Source organism: Flavisolibacter tropicus (genome assembly GCF_001644645.1).
Classification (GTDB): Bacteria; Bacteroidota; Bacteroidia; order Chitinophagales; family Chitinophagaceae; genus Flavisolibacter; species Flavisolibacter tropicus.
This window is the reverse complement of record NZ_CP011390.1, coordinates 3,748,527-3,768,221: the sequence shown is the minus strand read 5'-3', so window position 1 is coordinate 3,768,221 and position 19,695 is coordinate 3,748,527. Positions and strand designations below refer to the sequence as shown.

18 protein-coding genes are annotated in these 19,695 nt (G+C 42.1%); 13 read left to right on the top strand and 5 right to left on the bottom strand.

The features are described 5' to 3' along the window. Positions 1–19: 19 nt before the first annotated feature. From SY85_RS15890 to SY85_RS15880, 3 genes are all read left to right on the top strand, one after another. Entirely contained in the window at positions 20–778 is a 759-nt protein-coding gene (locus SY85_RS15890; protein WP_066405876.1) for a hypothetical protein, read from the top strand. Between the two features lie 98 nt (positions 779–876). Further along, positions 877–1,821: an NADP-dependent oxidoreductase gene (locus SY85_RS15885; protein ID WP_066405875.1), complete on the top strand. Its 945-nt coding sequence runs from the start codon at positions 877–879 to the stop codon at positions 1,819–1,821. A gap of 97 nt (positions 1,822–1,918) precedes the next feature. Then, positions 1,919–2,338: a hypothetical protein gene (locus tag SY85_RS15880; protein ID WP_066405874.1), complete on the top strand. Its 420-nt coding sequence runs from the start codon at positions 1,919–1,921 to the stop codon at positions 2,336–2,338. A gap of 248 nt (positions 2,339–2,586) precedes the next feature. Here SY85_RS15880 and SY85_RS15875 read toward each other — a convergent pair whose 3' ends face one another. Next, positions 2,587–2,802 (bottom strand): hypothetical protein, encoded by a 216-nt coding sequence (locus SY85_RS15875; protein ID WP_066405873.1) that lies wholly within the window; start codon positions 2,800–2,802, stop codon positions 2,587–2,589. 325 nt (positions 2,803–3,127) lie between these two features. Next, positions 3,128–4,048, bottom strand: a complete 921-nt coding sequence (locus SY85_RS15870) for a hypothetical protein (RefSeq protein ID WP_066405872.1) — start codon at positions 4,046–4,048, stop codon at positions 3,128–3,130. A gap of 323 nt (positions 4,049–4,371) precedes the next feature. On the opposite strand from SY85_RS15870, the gene SY85_RS15865 reads away from it, so the two are divergent. The 4 genes from SY85_RS15865 to SY85_RS25675 all read left to right on the top strand — a co-directional run bounded on the left by SY85_RS15865 (position 4,372) and on the right by SY85_RS25675 (position 9,624). Beyond that, positions 4,372–5,013 carry a SanA/YdcF family protein gene (locus SY85_RS15865; RefSeq protein ID WP_066409863.1) on the top strand — a complete coding sequence of 214 codons (642 nt, stop codon included), beginning with the start codon at positions 4,372–4,374 and terminating at the stop codon, positions 5,011–5,013. An 857-nt stretch (positions 5,014–5,870) separates the two neighbouring features. Beyond that, positions 5,871–7,409 (top strand): T9SS type A sorting domain-containing protein, encoded by a 1,539-nt coding sequence (locus tag SY85_RS15860; RefSeq protein WP_066405871.1) that lies wholly within the window; start codon positions 5,871–5,873, stop codon positions 7,407–7,409. A gap of 401 nt (positions 7,410–7,810) precedes the next feature. Further along, entirely contained in the window at positions 7,811–9,349 is a 1,539-nt protein-coding gene (locus SY85_RS15855) for a T9SS type A sorting domain-containing protein (RefSeq protein ID WP_066405870.1), read from the top strand. 113 nt (positions 9,350–9,462) lie between these two features. Next, on the top strand, positions 9,463–9,624 hold the full coding sequence (locus SY85_RS25675; RefSeq protein ID WP_158512984.1) for a hypothetical protein: 162 nt from the start codon (positions 9,463–9,465) through the stop codon (positions 9,622–9,624). Between the two features lie 81 nt (positions 9,625–9,705). Here the strand turns inward: SY85_RS25675 and SY85_RS15850 are convergent, their stop codons facing one another. Next, positions 9,706–11,187 carry a potassium/proton antiporter gene (locus tag SY85_RS15850; RefSeq protein WP_066405869.1) on the bottom strand — a complete coding sequence of 494 codons (1,482 nt, stop codon included), beginning with the start codon at positions 11,185–11,187 and terminating at the stop codon, positions 9,706–9,708. A 323-nt stretch (positions 11,188–11,510) separates the two neighbouring features. Between SY85_RS15850 and SY85_RS15845 the strand changes: the two genes are divergently transcribed. The 5 genes from SY85_RS15845 (at position 11,511) to SY85_RS15825 (ending at position 17,738) form a co-directional block, all read left to right on the top strand. Next, positions 11,511–13,952 (top strand): DUF5916 domain-containing protein, encoded by a 2,442-nt coding sequence (locus SY85_RS15845; RefSeq protein WP_082886503.1) that lies wholly within the window; start codon positions 11,511–11,513, stop codon positions 13,950–13,952. A gap of 449 nt (positions 13,953–14,401) precedes the next feature. After that, a complete protein-coding gene (locus SY85_RS15840) occupies positions 14,402–15,445 on the top strand; it encodes a sensor histidine kinase (RefSeq protein ID WP_066405868.1) in 1,044 nt (347 codons plus the stop codon). After that, the gene (locus SY85_RS15835; RefSeq protein ID WP_066405867.1) at positions 15,438–16,130 is read left to right on the top strand and encodes a LytR/AlgR family response regulator transcription factor; all 693 of its coding nucleotides are present in this window, start codon (positions 15,438–15,440) and stop codon (positions 16,128–16,130) included. The genes SY85_RS15840 and SY85_RS15835 overlap by 8 nt, the downstream gene beginning before the upstream one ends. Positions 16,131–16,255: 125 nt before the next feature. Continuing rightward, positions 16,256–16,939: a hypothetical protein gene (locus SY85_RS15830; protein ID WP_066405866.1), complete on the top strand. Its 684-nt coding sequence runs from the start codon at positions 16,256–16,258 to the stop codon at positions 16,937–16,939. 193 nt (positions 16,940–17,132) lie between these two features. Then, a complete protein-coding gene (locus SY85_RS15825) occupies positions 17,133–17,738 on the top strand; it encodes a TMEM175 family protein (protein WP_066405865.1) in 606 nt (201 codons plus the stop codon). A gap of 239 nt (positions 17,739–17,977) precedes the next feature. On the opposite strand, the gene SY85_RS15820 is transcribed toward SY85_RS15825, so the two are convergent. Further along, positions 17,978–18,376: a hypothetical protein gene (locus SY85_RS15820; protein ID WP_148661217.1), complete on the bottom strand. Its 399-nt coding sequence runs from the start codon at positions 18,374–18,376 to the stop codon at positions 17,978–17,980. A gap of 146 nt (positions 18,377–18,522) precedes the next feature. Between SY85_RS15820 and SY85_RS15815 the strand changes: the two genes are divergently transcribed. After that, a complete protein-coding gene (locus SY85_RS15815; RefSeq protein ID WP_066405863.1) occupies positions 18,523–19,032 on the top strand; it encodes a hypothetical protein in 510 nt (169 codons plus the stop codon). Positions 19,033–19,412: 380 nt separating this feature from the next. Here SY85_RS15815 and SY85_RS15810 read toward each other — a convergent pair whose 3' ends face one another. Then, complete coding sequence (locus SY85_RS15810) at positions 19,413–19,634, bottom strand: hypothetical protein (RefSeq protein WP_066405862.1); 222 nt, start codon at positions 19,632–19,634, stop codon at positions 19,413–19,415. Between the last annotated feature and the right edge of the window lie 61 nt (positions 19,635–19,695).

Here is a 19,695-nt window from a genome sequence, read left to right as displayed (position 1 = left end):
AAAGAAATCCTTCCCGGAAATGATGAAACGCTTTACGATCCTTGCCTGCAGTACATTGTTTTTCACAACTGCCATATATGCACAAAAAACACCTTGGGCAGGCTTGCCAGCTTCTAAAAAGGTGCAAACCATAATGGGCGAAGAAAAAAAGGTATATCTAACGTTCGATACACTGGTACAAGAGAAAAAGCCAATTGAACGTAACGAAACCTTTTATTACGAGAAAAAGACCTGGTATAGCGCTCCCGCCGATAAAATTGGCTATGGCTATGCCACTGCAGATGGAAAGCCCTTTGGTATCTGGCGCTATTTCACAATCACAGGTGGTAAATATGAACTGTTTTGTGAAGGCAGTTTTCAAAACCTGGAAGCCAACAACCTGGTTGTAGATGAAGAGCTGACCAGGAAGTATACTTCTATGGATAAAGAAGCTACTAAAGCATCTTTTATGAATGGGTTAGAGCAAAAAGCTTTTTTTACTGGCGAATGGCGCTTTTACAAAAACGGTAAGCTGGACTATATTTCAGTATTTGATAAAAAGGTTAAGCTACCCTTGGACGAGGCTTCTATAATGAATGACCCCTCAGGTACGGTCTCTACACAACTGTTTATAGCTGTTCCGGAAAAAATCCACTTAGCGGGACAACTCATATATGTCATACACTTTTCTACGGAAGGATTGGTTACAAATGTATATGCTAACGGTGTCAATCTAGCTTTTTCCAAAGATGGCAAACCCGTAATAGACCCACTTGTTGAGCTACCATTGATAGACTAAGTAGAGGTATTAATAAGTAGTCGGTAGAAACGTGGCAAAGTAGCCCTTCTCCCTACAGGCATGATAGTTTTACCTTGCTACCATTGTAAATAACAAACATGAAAGCAATTGTCTTAACCGAAGCTGGTGGTATCGAAAACCTGCAACTGCAGGAAGTGCAAACGCCCACGCCTGGCGCCAATGAAGTACTCGTTGAAGTAGCAGCCATCAGTATCAACCCGGTAGATATAAAAACACGCAAAGGTGGCGCATTTTATGAGCGATTGAAGGCAGACGGACCACCTATATTAGGTTGGGACATAGCTGGGCACGTTGTAGCTGTTGGTAGCAACGTGACACAGTTTTCTATTGGCGATGAAGTGTTTGGTATGATTAATTTCCCTGGTAGCGGTAAAGCCTATGCGCAATATGTTACAGCACCCGAAACACACTTGGCAAAAAAGCCGGCTGGCGTTTCGCACCAACAGGCTGCTGCTACAACGTTGGCTGCGTTAACGGCGTGGCAGGCATTGGTACAACAAGCTCACCTGCAACGCGACCAACGCGTGTTGGTGCATGCCGCTGCTGGCGGTGTTGGCCACTTCGCTATTCAAATAGCTCGTCACCTGGGCGCCTATGTCATAGGAACAGCCTCTGGTGCCAATGCCGACTTTATTCAATCACTTGGTGCTCACCAGCATATCGACTATACCCAACAAAATTTTGAAGACGTAGTGAATAATGTTGATGTTGTACTGGATCCCATTGGTGGAGAAGTTACCCGCCGCTCCATAGCCGTGGTAAAACCGGGTGGAACGATCATCTCTATTGTAGGTGGTGTTAAAGAGCCCTTGCAGCCACTAATAGCAGAAAGAGGTATTCTGGCATCTAATTATCTGGTGCATTCCAGTGGCGAAGACATGCAGCAACTGGCGCAGTTGCTGGAGGCCGGCGCATTGAAGCCATATATTTCACACCAATATGGATTCGACCAAATAGCCGCTGCCCATGAGCAAATTGAAACCTCCCATACAAAAGGAAAACTTGTAGTTAATATACGCTAATCCTGAAGTGAGACAGTTTTTAGAAATGTATAACAACTTCAAGTCATAGGCTACCGTTATTTTGTGTCGCTTTTACACGCTCAAATAACGCTAACTTATGTTGAAGTTTTTAACCGTCGCGGCCCTGGCAAGTTTTGAAATGTATGCAGCTATACCAGCTGGCTTTGCTTTTGGCCTCTCCCCTCTTGCAATATTAGTAGCAGCTCTTCTGGGCGGTTTGAGTGGAATATTTATTACAGCCTTCCTGGGCGATAAATTGCGCCAGTTATTTCCCAAAAAACAAAGCCAGAAGCCTGTAAAGCCCAAGACGGGTATAGGCTACCGCATCTGGAACAAATATGGTATTGTAGGCCTGGGTGTTTTAGGAACAATGACCATCGGCGGCCCTGCCAGTATTGCCATCGGACTCGGTTTTAGAGCCTCGGTGCAAAAACTATTGGTTTGGTGCTGCGTAGGGGTAACTGCCCGCTGCATTCTTTTTACACTCATTGGCCATTATGGCACACAGTTATTATAACCATCTTAGCAATAACCCAACAAGTAATACAGAATAACAAATACCAGGATGGTGCCGATGCATCCACCGCCTAACTTCTTGGCGCCATAGCCGGCTATTATAGCGCGTAACCAATTTTGCATAATTCTAGTTTATGCAATACTTCCAAAAAGTTGTGCCACACTTCAAAAGCTTTTGCAACAATAGTAGTTACAAAATGAGTGAACTAGGTTGCCTTTTGCCAATAAAAGGGGTCTCTGTGTAGAAGGCTAATTTAAATGTTTAAGCGTTTCGTGGTTAAACGCTGCTTCGCGCTGTTTCTTTTCCTCTACAGATAAAGCTACAGTTCTGTAAACAACAAAAGAGATGATCAACAGTATGGCAATACCCAGAAAAGCCGATACTTTGAACCAGAAAATATTAATACTAACGTTGATAGCTAACAAACAGAGTACAGATAAGGCACGGCCGAATACATATAGCATGCTGACTAAGGTTTACTACTTAAATATAATAATCGTACCACCTAAAAACCAAATAGAATCCTGAGTTTTATTTTAGAAATCCTTCTATACTATTTTAAATAAAAAAAACTAATAAGTAGGGTGTTGATTCTGTGGCCTTTATTATATAACTAGGAGGGATATGCTATTTCTTATCACTGCGACATCTGATAATTTATTTATGTAGAAGGTGTTTTTCAGATAAAGCAAGCGAATACACAAAATAAAAACCCGCATACTGAAATTGTATGCGGGCAGAAAAATGAAGGATGGTGCTAACTACGTTCAGATGTAATCGTCAGCTCTATTAGATAACGGTTCTGCTACAGCGCTTATAATAATAATTCTTACACTTTTCAGATGTTTCCTTTTTCGTTTCGCTCTTTGTAGTACTAGTTGTCTTTTTCGTTATAGAAATGGGTACTCCCGCAGTGAGTGACCAGGAAGAAGCGGTGGAGCGCAATGAGGTAACTACCGTTTTGCCATCAACAGCAGTAGTTACAGTGCGGGTATCCAAGTTGCCAATGCCTTTGGTATAGGAAAGTTGAAGGGTTAGGAAGCTTCGGGCTCCTTTAGCCAACTCAAATCCCAGCGCCGATACAAACCCTGTATTCCAATTCCCTGCACGGTAGGTAGTTGATCCGCCTTCTTGTACGATATCATCTTTAATACTTGGTAAATAAGCCATACCTATTGATGGCTGTAATCGTAAATTAAAGGCTTCGTTCTGTGCTTGTTTTTGCGGTGGTGTTGATCGATGGCAGCGATAAGTGTAGGTATAGGTACCACAGCTTTTTTTCACTACTGTTGTATAGCTTTCTGTTTTACTGTTACTGCTTTTAGTGGTGCTGTTGTTAGCGGCCCCTTTTTTAAAATAAATCGGTTTACTTCTAAAGCCATATCCACCTTCCAGGCGCCACTGAAGCCCGCTGCTTTCAACGCTATAGTTATTGGTCAGGTTTTCAGGATTGGCAAAGCTCAAGCTAATGGCCGAAGGACTACTGCCAACACTGAAATAAGGACCATGGCCTCCTTTAAAAAGGTAATCAGTGCGCAAGGCCGCTTTAAAGGCCGTACTGCCACTGAACGTCGACGAGGCTTTCTGGTCATTTACATACAACGAAGATTTAAGATTATCGATACCCATTTGTGGCAAGAAACGCCACTGTGAGTGTGCGGCCATTCCTGCATAGAGGAACAGCGCAACAAGCAATGCAGCCGGTTTCATATGAGAAGTTTAAGGTACTTATTAAATTACGGCAATTCCGCTGGGGCAAGGTTAAATCTGTATCAGCGGTTGCTTTTGCACCTGTGCATAAAAGAATAGAAGGACCAGAGGCGCAAACTCATCTATTTCCAGTTAATGCATTGCAGCTCTGCATTTCAATAGGACAGACAAGTCATACCCCATTTACGGTAACTGTCCCTCGCTTTATAAATTTTTATATAAAACCCTAATGGCTTTATCCAAGTTAGTGTTTGCTAAAAGAGCAAAGTGGTAAACACCTGCTGTCTAATTACAAACAGATTTTATCATTTACATTCACACAAATGAATTACCGAAAACTGCTACTTTATCTTTTCGTGATTGTTATTATTATAAGCCTGGTGGCTGTTGTGTATTGCAATTGGGCTGTAAATAAAGCAGCGGAGGGTAAGTTGTTTCGCCAGGTAAAAGAGGTTCCTTTTAATAAAGTAGGCTTATTGCTAGGTACCAGTAAGTTCCTGGAAGGTGGTCGTGCTAACTTGTATTATCAGTATCGGATTCAAGCAGCCCTCGAATTATACAAGGCGGGTAAAGTACAATACATCATTGTCAGTGGCGATAATAGCCGTGAGGATTATAACGAACCCGAACTAATGCGCAACGATTTAGTGCAAGGAGGCATAGATAGTAATCATATTGTTTTGGATTATGCAGGCTTTAGAACCTTTGATTCAATAGTGCGGTTACGCGAGATCTTTGGTCAGTCTAAAGTCACTATCATCTCACAGCAGTTTCATAATGAACGAGCGCTCTATATAGCCTCAAAAGAAGGTATTACCGCTGTAGCCTACAATGCTAAAGATGTAACGACTGCAGCTGGCTTCAAAACTCGCTTAAGAGAACGCCTGGCGCGTGTCAAAGTGTTTGTTGATTATCTGACAAACAAACAGCCAAAATATCTTGGGCCCAAAATAATAATACCTTAAAGTATCTAAGGTCTCATACTAAATATGATAAATAGATAAGTGTAATAGTATAAGTAGCTGTCATCGTTGCCCCTATCTGTTAGAGTCGGCACTACTCATTCAATCATGTAAAGTAATTTTTAAAACGCTTGTATAAATTAAAACCCTTATCTATCTTCGTTTATACAAGCACATTTCCTCTGTCCCTCTCGTAAAACAAACTCACCTCTTTAATCAGAAGAATCGTTGATTTCGTCCCTCATGATGGCTTAAGATAACCTATGCCCCCGGGCAATACACACCATCCATTTCGCAAATCCTAGCACTACACCACATACATACTCGTATTCCTACTGAACGCTGCTATTGGCCGTTCAATTACAGTGAGCGATGTCGCTTAATGTATGGGCAAACAATAACAGAATGTTTTATTCTGAATAACAATCTTAAAATGGTGTTTAAACCATTCAACTAACAAAAAAATAGCACAGGAGAAATAAGTGTAGAAAGGTCATTGTAAAGAAGCGATAGTTTAAGGTCAGTTAGCACCTGGGGTGGTCATTCTTGATCGCCCTTTTTATTTCTTAAGAAGAATAAATTAAAAATATTTTTTGCCAAGCTCTTGTATAAGCAAAAACCCTTGTTTACATTCGTGCTTACAGACTCATCTATTCCCACCCCTCCGAAAACAACCAAACTAACTTACGTATCCATTTCCTCTTAACTGCCAGCGCAACCTATACCACTAAGCCATACACCATCCATTCCACATTTCCTATTGGTAATTCCGCCTACTCGTATCCCTTCTGAATGCTGCTTAACGCGGACATCTTAACTCGTCCTGCGCCTTACATTTTCTAACACTTAAACTATCGAGTATGCGCAAGTCTTTACTATGCCTGTTTTTTTCATGTCTTATTGTTTCAATCACCTACGCCCAACCTTGCGGGGTTGGTTCGCCAAGTATCTCCAACGCGGTTATTTATAGTAGCCAAGATAGCTGCTATGCGACGTTTGATTTGACATTTAGCTTGAAAGCAAATGCTGGAAACAAGTTAATGGGGATTAGTTTGTGGATGGCTAAAAACTATGCAAAACCTGCCTATGCGAAGGTGCCCGATGAGGATGAATTAATTAACGCACTGGGTACAATTGTAATCAACAATAACAATGCTGCAATAACACCGCAATCGCTACCTGTATTTGCTACTTATCCATATGTTTCAAGCAATAAGAATAAGAATGTAAAAATTTTAAAAACGGGCTCGTTGGTAAATAGAACGTTTAATGCAACAAAAGACTCATTCTTCTTTAATATTTCCAATATAATTGTTGCTGTAAAACGCACTGATCCGAATACATGCCCGGTAGACCTATTATCAATCAAGGGGGATCTTTGGTCGTCAAATGCAGGCAGCGAGGGCCCCAATACACCGCTTCAATGCGTGGCCTTGGGTGCTCTTTCTTTCTCCCTTGGCGATCCTTTAATTACCGCAGCAGCCAGAAACTGCACCTTGCCCAGATCGCTCAATTTTACAATTGCAACGACCAGTACTACTGCAATAACTGTTACATACGACATCTTCAAAGATGACAACGTGCTAAATGCGGAAAATGAACTCTTTTTTGATCCTGGTACTGATACAAAAGTGGCTACAAGCGCGCAACCGATAACCACATTGAGGGCTTCCTCACCTTATACGGCAACGAATGTGAGTTATACAGGTGCTGACCAAACGACTTCAGACGGCAAATCTAAGTTCTGGGTTGTTGTGTATTATAAACCCATAATTGGACCCACAGCTGGACAAACGTATAGTGTAACAAAATTAACATTGGACGAGTGCGTGCAAACAACTCCCCTCCCTGTTAAACTCGTTTCTTTCAACGCCAAGCGCAACAAGGAAAAAGTGCTGCTAACCTGGCAAACTGCCATGGAAGCCAACAATAGCGGTTTTGATGTACAGCGGAAGATTGGAAACGAGGACTGGAAAACCGTTGCCTTTGTCTTCTCCAAAGCCGAAAATGGCAACAGTAGCGCTGTGCAGAACTATGAGTATGCTGATGTGAATCTAACTAAAGGCGTTACCCAATACCGCTTACGACAGGTCGACATTGATACTAGGTACACTCTTAGCGAAGTGCGTTCGGTGCGCGGTGAGTCGCAGGCTGCTCAACTACTGGTTTATCCCAATCCCAGTACCGATGGTAAGGTGAACCTGGTGTTTGAAGACCGTAGTGCAACCCACAACATATCGGTAAGCGATATGACGGGGCGGGAAATCAAGCAATACCGTAATATCACCGCGGGTTCACTGCAAATCGATGGCTTGAATGACGGTATCTATACCCTACACATAACCGATATAAATACAGCAGCCACTACGGTTCAGAAAATCATTGTAAAGAAGCGATAGTTTAAGGTCAGTTAGCACCAGGGTGGTCAGAAATGACCACCCTTTTTTTATTTATGAATATCAAAGCGATACCGGTTTTCCTCCCGTAGATTTTCCACTACAATTAGTGTTGAAAAAAATAAGGGCTTGCATAAGAGAAAACCCTTGCTTACATTCGTGTTCACAAGCTCATCCATAAACATCCTCTTCGAAAACTACCACACCAATTTTCTTGCTACACCGTACCATTTCTTATGATAGCCACTAGGGGCAACCTATGCCTGTAAGCCAAACACACCATCCATTCCACATTTCCTATTTGTAATACCGCCTACTCGTATCCCTAATGAATGCTGCTTAACGCGGACATGCTGACCTGTCCTGAACCTTAAACGTTTTTCGGACCCTATAAACTATCGTGTATGCGCAAGTATTTACTATGCTTTTTTGTGTCATGTATCATTGCTTCTGTAACCTTTGCCCAATCTTGCGGAGTAGGTAACCCCATTATTTCTAACGCGTCTACGTATAGCACAGCTGATAGCTGCTATGCAATTTTTGACTTAACTGTTGGTTTGAAAGCTAATGGTGGTAATAAGTTCGTGGGTATTAGCCTGTGGATGGCTAGCACTTATAAACAACCTACATATTCAAAGGTGCCAGATGAAACGGATTTGAGTAAAGCATTAGGTACTATTGTAATAGACAATAATAACTCATCACTGACGCCTCAATTACTAAATGTATTTACTTCTTATCCTTATGTGCAAGGCAACACGAATCAAAATGTGAGGATATTACGTAGTAATGGATTAGTTAATCGAACTTATAAAGCGGCAACGGACTCCTTTTATTTTAATATTTCCAATATTATTATTGCTGCAAAGCGTGTAACACCCACTAGTTGTCCTGTAGAGCTATTGACCATTAAGGGTGACCTTTGGTCATCAAATTCTGGAAGCGTTGGACCAAATACCTCCGTTCAGTGTGTGGCCTTGGGCGCCATTTCATTCTCACTTGGTGATCCTTTAATTACCGCTGCCTCCAGGAATTGCACCATACCCAGATCGCTCAATTTTACAATTGGAACTACCAGTTCAACTCCAATAACCGTTACATACGACATCTTCAAAGATGATAATGTGTTAAACACAGATAATGATCCATTTTTTGATCCGGGTACTGATACAAAAGTGGCTACAAGTGCACAACCGATAACCACATTAACTGCCTTCTCTCCTTATACGGCAACGAATGTGAGTTATGCTGGTGCTGACCAGACGTCTTCAGACGGTAAATCTAAGTTCTGGGTTGTTGTATATTATACACCCACAATTGGACCCACAGCGGGACAAACCTATAGTGTAACAAGATTAATAACAGACGAGTGCCCGCAGACAACCCCGCTACCGGTTAAACTCAAATCCTTTAATGCCAAGCGCAACAAGGAGAAAGTATTGCTTACCTGGGAAACGGCGATGGAAGCTAGTAATAGTGGTTTTGATGTACAGCGGAAGATTGGAAACGAAGACTGGAAAACGGTGGCCTTTGTCTTCTCCAAAGCCGATGGTGGCAACAGTCGTGCTTTACTTAATTATGAGTACGCCGATGTGAACCTAAACAAAGGGGTTACCCAATACCGCTTACGCCAGGTCGACATTGATACCCGTTATACACTAAGCGAAATTCGCTCTGTGGGTGGTGAGTCGCAGGCCGCTCAACTACTGGTTTATCCCAATCCCAGTACAGACGGTAAAGTGAACCTGGTGTTTGAAGATAAAAATGCAACCCACAGCATATCGGTAAGTGATATGACAGGACGTGAGGTTAAACAATACCGCAATATCACCGCCGGTTCACTGCAAATTGATGGCTTGAATGACGGTATCTATACCTTACACATAACCGATATAAATACCGCAGCCACTACGGTTCAGAAAATCATTGTAAAGAAGCGATAGTTTAAGGTCAGTTAGCACCAGGGTGGTCATTCTTGGCCACCCATTCTTGTTTGGCGTGGTATCTGCAGGAATGTTGATAGATAAGCGTTATTTTTAGGTAATAACAAACGGCAATGAAAAATCCCAGATTGCTTTATATCATTCCGGCATTGGTACTATTGATCTTGGCCATTGTTAGCTTAAGCCATAAAAACTATTCTTATCTTACTGCATTTCAGGGCTTGCTGGGGCTAGCCTTGCTCATTCTGGCTTTTACCAAACGCCGCATACTGTAAGCGCTACATTTTTTCATAAGCACTTATTCAAAAACCTCCTCGCTGCTCAAAGCTCATTGCTCAGAGTCTATTTCACATCCGTCATCTATCATCCGACAACTCTTCTCCTTCTAATCCTAGTGCTGCATACGTCTGCTCCAATGCTTTTTGGTTGTCTGCCAGTACATAGAGTGTATCATTGGCAAAAATACGGGTGGCGCCAACCGGCTGAATGTATTGGCCATCGCGTTTTATATAAAGTATATGAACCGAAAGAGGAATGTGCAAATAAACAATCTGTTTATCAACTGCCCTGGAGTCTGGTGCGATTACAATCTTTTTTAACTCGGAGCGCACATGTTCCAGGGCACTGGAGCCATCTTTCCTTTTTGACGGCCCAGGTTGTGCTACATGCAGAAGGTTGGCTACAAAAGGCAAGGTTGTGCCTTGCAGCAATACAGAAGTTACCGAAATAAAAAAGACCAGGTTAAAAATAACGCCTGCCTTGTCCAGCCCCGCCAGCAAAGGATAGGTGGCAAATACAATAGGTACACCACCGCGCAATCCTACCCAGGAAATAAACCACTTGCTGCGATTGTTGGTAGGGAAGAATGCCAGGCTGGCAAACACACTGATAGGGCGCGCTACAAAAATCAAAAAGGCGGAGATCAATAAACCCATGCCTGCCACCGGAAACAGGCGTGAAGGAAACACTAACAGCCCAAGAGTTAAAAATAAAATGATCTGTACCAGCCAGGCCTGACCTTCATAAAATCGAATAAGTGTTCGCTTGTGAATAAAGCTTTGATTGCCCAGAATAATAGCAGACAAGTATACGGCTAGGAACCCGTTGCCGCCAATGGCATGCGTGGCGGAGTAGGTAAAAAAAGCCAGGCCTAATAGCAACACAGGATACAAACCTTCTGCGTCTAACTTGATGTGGTTAATGACCCAGTGCGACACTCGGCCCATCAGGTAACCAACAATGGCGCCTAATACAAACTGTTGAAGAAAGTCAAATACCAGCTGCCAACCATTAAACTTTCCAATGGCTACAATAGAAGTGAGCGATACCGTTAGAAAATAAGCCATGGGATCATTGCTACCGCTTTCTAACTCAAGTACAGGTGCTAACGAGCCTTTTAAACGCATGCCTTTGCTACGCAGTATAGAAAATACCGCAGCTGCATCTGTGGCTGAGACAATTGAGCCCAATAATAAACCTTCAAATAGTGAAAAGTTGAATACATAGTGTACAAAAAGGCCTACGGCCAGCGCTGTCAGCAATACGCCCACTGTTGATAGAGCCACACCTCGCCAAAGAATGGGCTTTACAGCTTGCCAGTTAGTATCTAAGCCACCAGAATATAGTATGAACACCAACGCGGTTATACCAATAAACTGCGCTACTGCTGGATTGTCAAAATGAATACCGCCAATCCCCTCTGAGCCGGCCAGTGCCCCAATGATCAAAAAAAGGATCAGCGTAGGCACGCTAAAACGGCTCGTCGATTTGCTGGCTATCACGCTAATCAATACCAGTATGGAACCAATAAATAAGATATTTCCTGGCGTTATATGCATTTGTCGAAATGAGGTAAAGCAGTCCCACTATTGCACAAGTAATGCAAAGGTATCAAGTACTGTTCCATCCCTCAATGCCAATTCCAGAGGCCCTTGCTCATCGGTACTTAGTTTGGGATTTGGAATTTGATACTTGGAATTTCGTTTTTTGTAGTTGATTCCAACATTCGGATTTCGTATTACATTTTTCAGATATTCTGATATAAACTCTTTCCCATTTAAAGAAGTTATTTGCCATTGGTCAACTACTAATTTTATTTAACAGTCACTTCTTTCAACAACATTGATTCATGATTTAGTTTGGCGCCCTAACTAAGACCAACGTGCACAAAATTCTATTTCCCCTTTTATGCGCTACCTGCGTACAGGTAGCTAATGCCCAAACACCAACACCCAAGCGGGTGATCGATGCGGTAAGGAGCACCTCCCCTATTAAGATCGATGGAGAACTTAATGATGAAGCCTGGAAAACAGCTCCACTGGCTACCAATTTTGTAGAGCAGCGGCCACAGTTTGGACGCTTGCCAGATGAGCGGACCAAAACCGACTTTTATATCCTGTACGATGACAACGCAGTTTATATCGCCGGCTTTTGTCATGAGCCATCAAAAGACAGTATCAGTACAGAGTTGGTGGGGCGAGATGCGGTGGGCGTAAACGACTTGGTCGGTGTTATGTTCGATACCTATCAAGATGAAATTAATGGGGTAGGTTTTTATGTAACCGCCCTTGGCGAGCAGTACGATTGTAAATATTCCCTTGGTAATGAAGATGGCTCGTGGAGCACCGTATATCAAACTGCCACAAAGATTACTAATGAAGGCTGGACGTTTGAAATGATGATTCCGTATTCTGCTTTGCGCTTCAGCAAAGAAAAAATACAAAGCTGGGGCATTAATTTTTTCCGTCGTCGTTCAAAGAGCGGCCGGCAGTATTTCTGGAACCCAATCGATCCTAACAAGTTTGGAACGATGAACCAGGCCGGTACCTGGAAAGGCATCCACGATATTAAAGCGCCTATCCGCTTATCCTTCTCTCCCTATCTGTCTTCCTACCTGAATGGTACACCAAATGGCAATGGTAAAAAAGACTGGAAAGCAACTATTAATGGTGGTATGGATGTGAAATACGGTATCTCCAAAGCCTTTACACTCGACATGACCCTGATCCCCGACTTTGGCCAGGTACAAAGCGATAACCAGGTATTGAACCTCTCGCCGTTTGAAGTGCGCTATAATGAGAACCGTTCTTTCTTCACCGAAGGCACCGAGTTGTTCAACAAAGGGAACCTGTTCTACAGCCGCCGCATTGGTGGCCGCCCTTTACTGTATAGCGGCTCCTATGATGGTGCTGAACATGTTTTAAAGAATCCTGCTGAAACCAAATTGATTAATGCCACCAAGGTCAGCGGCCGAACAGCTAATGGGCTGGGCATTGGCTTTTTCAATGCCATCACCAAGCCACAATATGCCGTAATAGAAACAGCTGCTAAAGAACAAAAGGAAATAGAAACCTCGCCTTTGACTAATTACAACATCCTTGTATTAGATCAAACCATGAAGAACAACTCCAGTGTTACGTTGGTCAACACCAATGTAATGCGGGAAGGTAGCGCCTATGATGCCAATGTAACAGCCGGCCTGTTTGATATTTATGATAAAAAAGTAAACTGGAATGGGTGGGGTAAGATTGCCACCAGCCGCTTAGCTGGTTATGAAAAGCCAGGACAAACCTATGCGGGTTACAACTATGAAATGAACTTTGGTAAGTTTCGTGGTCCTTTCAATTTTGAAGTACATGAGTATATGGCCGATGATAAGTACCAGCAAAACGACATGGGCTATTCTACCAACAACAACTTCCTGAATCGCGGCTTTGGAGCCTGGTATAAATTCAACAAACCAAGGGGCATTTACAACAACATCTTTGCGCAGGCAAGCGGTACCTGGTCACAGCGTTTTAGGCCGCGTGCTTACCAATACCTGTCCCTGGACATGAATCTGCGTAGCCAGCTAAAGAGTTTATGGAGCGTAGGTGTTTATGGAAATGTTACTTCTGAAAAGCAAGACTTTTACGAGCCGCGTAAAGAAGGCTTGATGTTTAGGAAGCCTGGATCCTGGATGGCTGGTTTTAGTGTAAACAGTAATTCAGCAAAGCGGTATGCCATTGGGGCGGAGCTTTATAGCAGGCTTTCTGAAAAGTACCACTCAAGCGCTACAGAATTCTTCATTAGTAATCGCTATCGTTTCAACGATAAGCTAACTGTTAGCCTTAGCAACTATAATGAACTATATAAAAACAATATAGGCTTTGGTTTTATTAGCGAAGCAGGCGACAGTGTCATCTTTGGATCACGTAATGTGCATACCTGGGAAAACGTCTTTAATGTAAAGTATAACTTCAATACGAAGATGGGCATTACCTTCCGCACTCGCCATTACTGGAGCAAGGTAGATTACCACCGCTTTTATAATCTAAAGGCTGATGGCTACCTGGAAGAAGTAGCTAGTGTAAGCCAAAACCCAGACAACAATGCCAACTTCTTTAATATAGACATGGTATATACCTGGCAGTTTGCGCAAGGTAGCTTTATCAATATCGGTTGGAAAAACATTGCCGAGCGTTATGATGAGAATGTGGTCAACAAGTATTACCACAACTTGAACGAAATGGTCAACAACCCCCAGCAAAGCTCGTTCTCTGTAAAAGTGATCTACTACCTCGATTACGCCACCCTGAAGAGCAAACGCAAGACAAAGGTATAGATGAGTGCTTGAGTGAGCCAGCGCGGCGGAAGGCTTAGTTAGTCAATGGTCAGTAGTCAATAGTCATTGGCCAGCGCACGCCCCCGGCCCCTAAAGGGGGGAGGCAAACGCACAAAAGAGCAAAGACTCATACATAGAAAAGCACTCCTAATTAGGAGTGCTTTTCTATGTATAGATATTTATTATTCTTCTAAATCCTGCTAATCCATGCTAAATCTTATTAATCCGCAGTCCTCCTTTTCTCCTTTCCTCTGTGCGAAATTCTTCCTCCGCGCTCCCAGCGCCTCTGCGTGAAATAGTAAAGCGCGAAGCGCTCCTTGCTTGAAGCGTATAGCTTGCAGCTTTCTCACCATTGACTCTTTCCTGCCCTCTGTCTACTCCAAACACAATTCTGTAGATAGCTTGGTGAAAAGAAAAAGATTTGACGAAATTTATTGTCAAACAGCCAGATGAAGCGATCCCTAAATAGAAGCCGCGTTAAGTTGTATCTATGGATGGGTGCTGCATACTTGTTGTTTTGGATGTTTGTTGATTTGGTAAGTACACCGGAAAGCTTTTTTAAAAGAGTCATCAACAACATGTGGCTTGTCAGCTACCTGACAGTGCTCAATTTTATCCTCTTTGAGTATACCATACCTTTTATACGACTTACCTGGAAGCGTGTATTACTAACGCCCCTGTTTTTGTTTATTCATCTAATGTTGTATTCGTTTGGTTTATATGCTTGGCGCTACATTGGCATTCAGCTACATATTTATTTTGCCATACGAATGCATCCTTCCATTGAAAAGGGTGTTGAATATCATTTCCCCTATAGCCTTCTCTCTGTTTTGTTCTTTGGGGTGGTCAGGTATACTTACGATTATCGAAAGCTGAATGCCGATGCGCAGAAGCTGCGAATGGAAAAACAGGAGGCCGAGCTCAACTACCTGAAATCGCAAACCAACCCGCATTTTCTATTTAATACGCTGAACAATATTTATGCATTGGCGAGAGAGAAGTCTGATTTAGCACCAGAGTCTATTTTAAGATTGTCTAAGATCCTGCGCTTTATGTTGTATGAAGCAGGGGGAGAGTTCATTGCCATAGAACAAGAGTTGAAAATCATCAGTGATTATATCGCACTTGAACGTTTACGCTACGACGAGTCCTTACGCGTCAACTTTAATTATGATATAGAAGATATGAAGCAATCACTGCCGCCACTGCTACTGATTCCTTTGGTAGAAAATGCATTTAAACACGGTGTGTCTGAAACGCGACACCAACCTTATGTGGATATGCATCTCTCAGTTAAAAGCCGGCAGTTGAATTTTGTAGTAAGAAACTCAACTGAAGATGTTTCAGAAGAAACAAGCGTGCGGGAAAACATTGGCCTCTCCAACCTGCGGCGCCAATTGCAATTGCTCTATACCGATTACAATCTGTCAGTACAACAAGGCGAATCGCAGTTTACCGCTTCTTTAAAAATTAACCTGGCCAGCCATGTCTAATATCAAGTGTATTATTATAGAAGACGAACCTCTTGCCGTCAAGGTGTTAGCTGACTATGTAGAACAGGTGCCTTTCCTGGAACTGCAAGGCTCATTCAAAGATGCCATCCTGGCTACCGAATACTTGCGCGATCACGTGGTAGACCTGATCTTTTTAGACATTCATTTGCCTAAGCTAAAAGGCATGGCTTTTTTAAAAACACTAGCCCATCCTCCGGCCGTAATTATCACTACTGCTTATCACCAATACGCTGTGGAAGGCTTTGAGCTCAATGTTACCGATTACCTGTTAAAGCCTATTGAGTTCGACCGGTTTTTAGTGGCAGTCAACAAAGTAAAAACGGCTCAACGCGAAAAGCCACAACCTGCGGAAAGCAGTGAACCCAAAGACTACCTGTTTTTGAATGTGCAGAAGAAAAAGGTGAAGATCTTATTTGCTGATATTGTTTACATAGAAAGCCAGCGCGAGTACATTAAGATTGTAACCACCAAGAAAGCCTACTTATCAAAAATGAGTACGCATGAAATAGAAGCACTGTTACCCACCCATCTATTTAAGCGCATCCATCGTTCCTTTATCATTTCCATCAACAAGATTGAATCTTACACCGCCGAGGAAGTAGAGGTCAATGGCGTAAGCATTCCTATTGGGCGCGGCTATCGTGATGTGATTGAAAATCTATAATGATTCAAATTCCAAAACCTGCCATTAGCAATTCTCTCATAATAATATGCTTTCTTTGAAGCGCTGTATTCACCAAAACAAATACTACTTTTCACTATTTCTATCTCCTATTTAAAGTTTACCTCATGATTTTTAAACCAGCCACAACTTTATCACTGGCCCTTCTCATGTTACAGGGCATAACTGCTCAAAGCCAAGATCTCGTTTTCACGCCTAAAACCAGCGAGGTAAAGAGTCTTGCTATAAGTGCTGGCAACAACACAGCGATAGCGGGTGACAACCTATTCAACCAAGTGTACGCTGCCAACAATCAGGCGACAGCAATCTCACAGAACAGCTACAGTTCATTACAAAACAGAAATGCTGCAACTAAAACAAGTGTTACGGAAGAAATAGATGGAATCATTAAAGAATTAGCGACTTTATTTAAAAGAACAGAGAAGTTTACTTACTACGACACTAAAAACAAAGAGAACATTACTTATATCGAACAAACGTTTACGAAAGATCAGATAGTACAAAGGATAAAATACGGTAATGATATCGTTACGTTTAAATACAAAGACATGCCCTGGCAAAATATCTTTAGTGTTTCAGTGAGGCAAACTAAGGATATAAATAAAGATCTGTATCATGTATTTGTAACCTTTAAATACGGTATGGATCAGGCTATATCATCAACAAAAGATCCGACTCCCTCAACTGATACTACTAACATGCTAATACTTGAAATTAAAAAAGAGGATGTAGAGAGCGCTACCCTTTTGGTTGAAAAGCTGAAAGCTGCTTCTGATAAGAGCCGAAGCTAAATAATGGCTATGGTCTATTTTAAAGAAGGTTTTCTGCACTTTAAAGCTTGGCAAAGCTTTTAGCATATCGCATTAATAAGGCTGACTTTTCTTTAGAGGAAAAGTCAGCCTTATTAATTCAAGCGTGTCGGTAATTACTTTATTGGCAATTCTGATAGTAGCTTAATATATTTAACACCCAGAAGCCACTCACATGACCAAGACCCGACTAGAAGCATTTAGTGATGGTGTTATTGCCATCCTGATCACCATTATGGTGCTGGAGCTTAAAACTCCACACGGCACCAGCTGGGAAGCCATTAAACCGCTGCTTCCGGTACTGGTTAGTTATATCCTGAGCTTTATTATGCTGGGTATATACTGGGGTAACCACCACCATTTACTGCATACGATAACGCATATCAATAGCCGCATTATTTGGGCCAACCAGCATTTGTTGTTTTGGCTGTCATTGATACCCTTTGCTACAGCTTGGATGGGCGAGAATAATTTCAGCCCCATCACCGTAGCTGCATATGCCTTATTGTTGGATCTATGCGGAGGAGCCTATTTTATACTATTGAGGCTGGTAGAAAAAACACACTCACCCGCCACGCGCCTGCATGAACCATTAAAAAAACAAGAACGAAAAGGATTGATCTCCGTGTTGACTTATACACTAGCCATACCTACAGCTTTTATTCACCCATTGATCTCCGGAGCATTATTTCTACTTGTGGCCGCTATCTGGTGGATACCCGATTCTAATATTGAAAGGACGATCCGTAGAGAGGAAGAAATAATGTCTAATCAGAAATAAGAAGTCGAGAGGCTTATTGTTTTGCAACCCTAATCATTGTTGGTCATCAGATGCTGAAACAAGCTCAGAATAACAGCGTAGAGTTGTTACGTAAAGCAGTCAGATTTTAGGTGAGAATCTCTGATATCCTTCACTGCGTACAGGGTGACAAAAGCAAGAGGTGTTATGATTAGCTGTTTGGTTGAAATTGGAGGGTTGAAACCAGAAACCCCTGAAATCTTCAAATCAGAAATCTCCCTTTAGTACTTAACTGTATTTGTCGGCTTGAGCGGTACAAACATGTGGTTCGTTTCTTCGCAATTGTCTTTGAATAATTTCTTAGTGGCAGTTTCAATTAGGCCATTGACCACGGCACTGGCTATGGATGTGGGACGCTCTGGTCTTGTATCTGCAGGAAAGGTTAGTGTTTTGATCTTGTAATGGATCTTATAAGGCGAGGATGACTGCGGTGTGCTATAGAAAGACGTTGTCACAGCATCGCCTTGCGCAGGTAACTGGTATTTGGAAAAGATAAAGGTCTTCGGCTGCGTAGCGTTCGTTTGGCTGAATGCATAAAAGGAAAACATCAAGCCGCATAGCAATCCTATCGTTTTACTGGTTTTAACAGCGCCAGCGCTTATTGATTCTGGTTGTTTCATTTGCATTAACATCTTTCTAATTTTCCTTCTTCAAAGATAATTGGCAGACTTGCTTTTTCGTAGCCCTAATGCATGAACATTGCTATTTAGGCTTTGAAATGACCAGACAATACGTTCTATTGTATTAACTGACCTATTTTTGATCTATGCGCCAGGTTATTGCTTTTGTGTTGTTTTCTTCTGTAGCATATGGACAAAATGGGTTAGAAGTCATTGATTTCAAAACTGCCAAACTCAATAAAACGATTCCCAGTGCACTAACAACGAAGCAGCTAAAAACGTTGTTAGGTAAGCCAACCAAAATTGAAGATTACACTTCAGAATGTGCCCTGACAGAAGAACAAGAACGGGCCAAAGTCAAGCAACTATATTCTTTTGGCCACACCCAGTTCTTTGTCTTTGATCACAAAGCCGAACTTACTTCCATTGATTTTCGTTCCGGTACATTCAGTTACTTAACTGAAAAGATTTTATTAACTAGTACCACTACGTTAGCTGATTTACAAAAAGTGTATCCTAAAAGTGTTTCGGCTGCCATAAAAGAAAATGGGGGCAAGTTGGTTAGACTGAAACCCTGCAAGGATTGCGATGGTCAGTGTTTACTATATTTTGAAAAAGGCAAACTCGTACAGTTGAATTGGTGGGAAGAGTGTTAGCAAAACTGTAAATCAGTTCTCTTGTATTTGTAAGAAGGGTAGTTTAGTATTGCCTTTTAGCTACAAATCATAAAACGGTTGGGCATAATTAAGTTGCAGTAATATATACTAAATTCCCTGCACAAATAACTTCTCTTTTCCTCAACGATCCGTATTGTCAGCGGGCTTCTTCTACTCGCCCTGTCAACTGTCCTCTATCCTCTGGCAACCCTAAACAACCACTATTCATGTTCCTTGAGCCTTGAGCATCCCTCTCTCCTTTCCTCCTTCTCCATTTTTATCTCTTTCCCTCCCTTCTTACTTCATCATTCCTTGTTCAATATTCCCTTCCTTGTCAACTTATCAACCTGTCAACAATCATCAGCTAATTGGCACATCAGCTAATCCTCTTTTCCTCCTTCTCCTCTTTTATCTCTTAGCCCCCCTTGATGCTCAGGAATTGCCCCCTCATTTTGCCGGCTTTCTTCCTGCCTTGCGTTTTCGGGGTTATAAATTTCTTCAATTGGTGTCTCCTCCTCAGGATTATGTGTATTCACTGCTGCCATACCGGGTGCAGGCGATTGCTCATTATTGCGTGCCGGGTCCCATTGTTTTTCTTTCATATGATCTGTTTACCGAACCGTACAAAATCCTGTGCCATATTATTAATTGAATATTGAAGAT

What these genes read in the sequence shown, in the direction of transcription:
- SY85_RS15835 (WP_066405867.1), top strand. Translation starts at nt 15,438, where the DNA reads ATGTCTAATATCAAGTGTATTATTATAGAAGACGAACCTCTTGCCGTC.
- SY85_RS15865 (WP_066409863.1), top strand. Translation starts at nt 4,372, where the DNA reads ATGAATTACCGAAAACTGCTACTTTATCTTTTCGTGATTGTTATTATT.
- SY85_RS25675 (WP_158512984.1), top strand. Translation starts at nt 9,463, where the DNA reads ATGAAAAATCCCAGATTGCTTTATATCATTCCGGCATTGGTACTATTG.
- SY85_RS15810 (WP_066405862.1), bottom strand. Translation starts at nt 19,634, where the DNA reads ATGAAAGAAAAACAATGGGACCCGGCACGCAATAATGAGCAATCGCCT.
- SY85_RS15885 (WP_066405875.1), top strand. Translation starts at nt 877, where the DNA reads ATGAAAGCAATTGTCTTAACCGAAGCTGGTGGTATCGAAAACCTGCAA.
- SY85_RS15815 (WP_066405863.1), top strand. Translation starts at nt 18,523, where the DNA reads ATGCGCCAGGTTATTGCTTTTGTGTTGTTTTCTTCTGTAGCATATGGA.
- SY85_RS15875 (WP_066405873.1), bottom strand. Translation starts at nt 2,802, where the DNA reads ATGCTATATGTATTCGGCCGTGCCTTATCTGTACTCTGTTTGTTAGCT.
- SY85_RS15820 (WP_148661217.1), bottom strand. Translation starts at nt 18,376, where the DNA reads ATGAAACAACCAGAATCAATAAGCGCTGGCGCTGTTAAAACCAGTAAA.
- SY85_RS15880 (WP_066405874.1), top strand. Translation starts at nt 1,919, where the DNA reads ATGTTGAAGTTTTTAACCGTCGCGGCCCTGGCAAGTTTTGAAATGTAT.
- SY85_RS15825 (WP_066405865.1), top strand. Translation starts at nt 17,133, where the DNA reads ATGACCAAGACCCGACTAGAAGCATTTAGTGATGGTGTTATTGCCATC.
- SY85_RS15860 (WP_066405871.1), top strand. Translation starts at nt 5,871, where the DNA reads ATGCGCAAGTCTTTACTATGCCTGTTTTTTTCATGTCTTATTGTTTCA.
- SY85_RS15870 (WP_066405872.1), bottom strand. Translation starts at nt 4,048, where the DNA reads ATGAAACCGGCTGCATTGCTTGTTGCGCTGTTCCTCTATGCAGGAATG.
- SY85_RS15890 (WP_066405876.1), top strand. Translation starts at nt 20, where the DNA reads ATGATGAAACGCTTTACGATCCTTGCCTGCAGTACATTGTTTTTCACA.
- SY85_RS15850 (WP_066405869.1), bottom strand. Translation starts at nt 11,187, where the DNA reads ATGCATATAACGCCAGGAAATATCTTATTTATTGGTTCCATACTGGTA.
- SY85_RS15830 (WP_066405866.1), top strand. Translation starts at nt 16,256, where the DNA reads ATGATTTTTAAACCAGCCACAACTTTATCACTGGCCCTTCTCATGTTA.
- SY85_RS15855 (WP_066405870.1), top strand. Translation starts at nt 7,811, where the DNA reads ATGCGCAAGTATTTACTATGCTTTTTTGTGTCATGTATCATTGCTTCT.
- SY85_RS15840 (WP_066405868.1), top strand. Translation starts at nt 14,402, where the DNA reads ATGAAGCGATCCCTAAATAGAAGCCGCGTTAAGTTGTATCTATGGATG.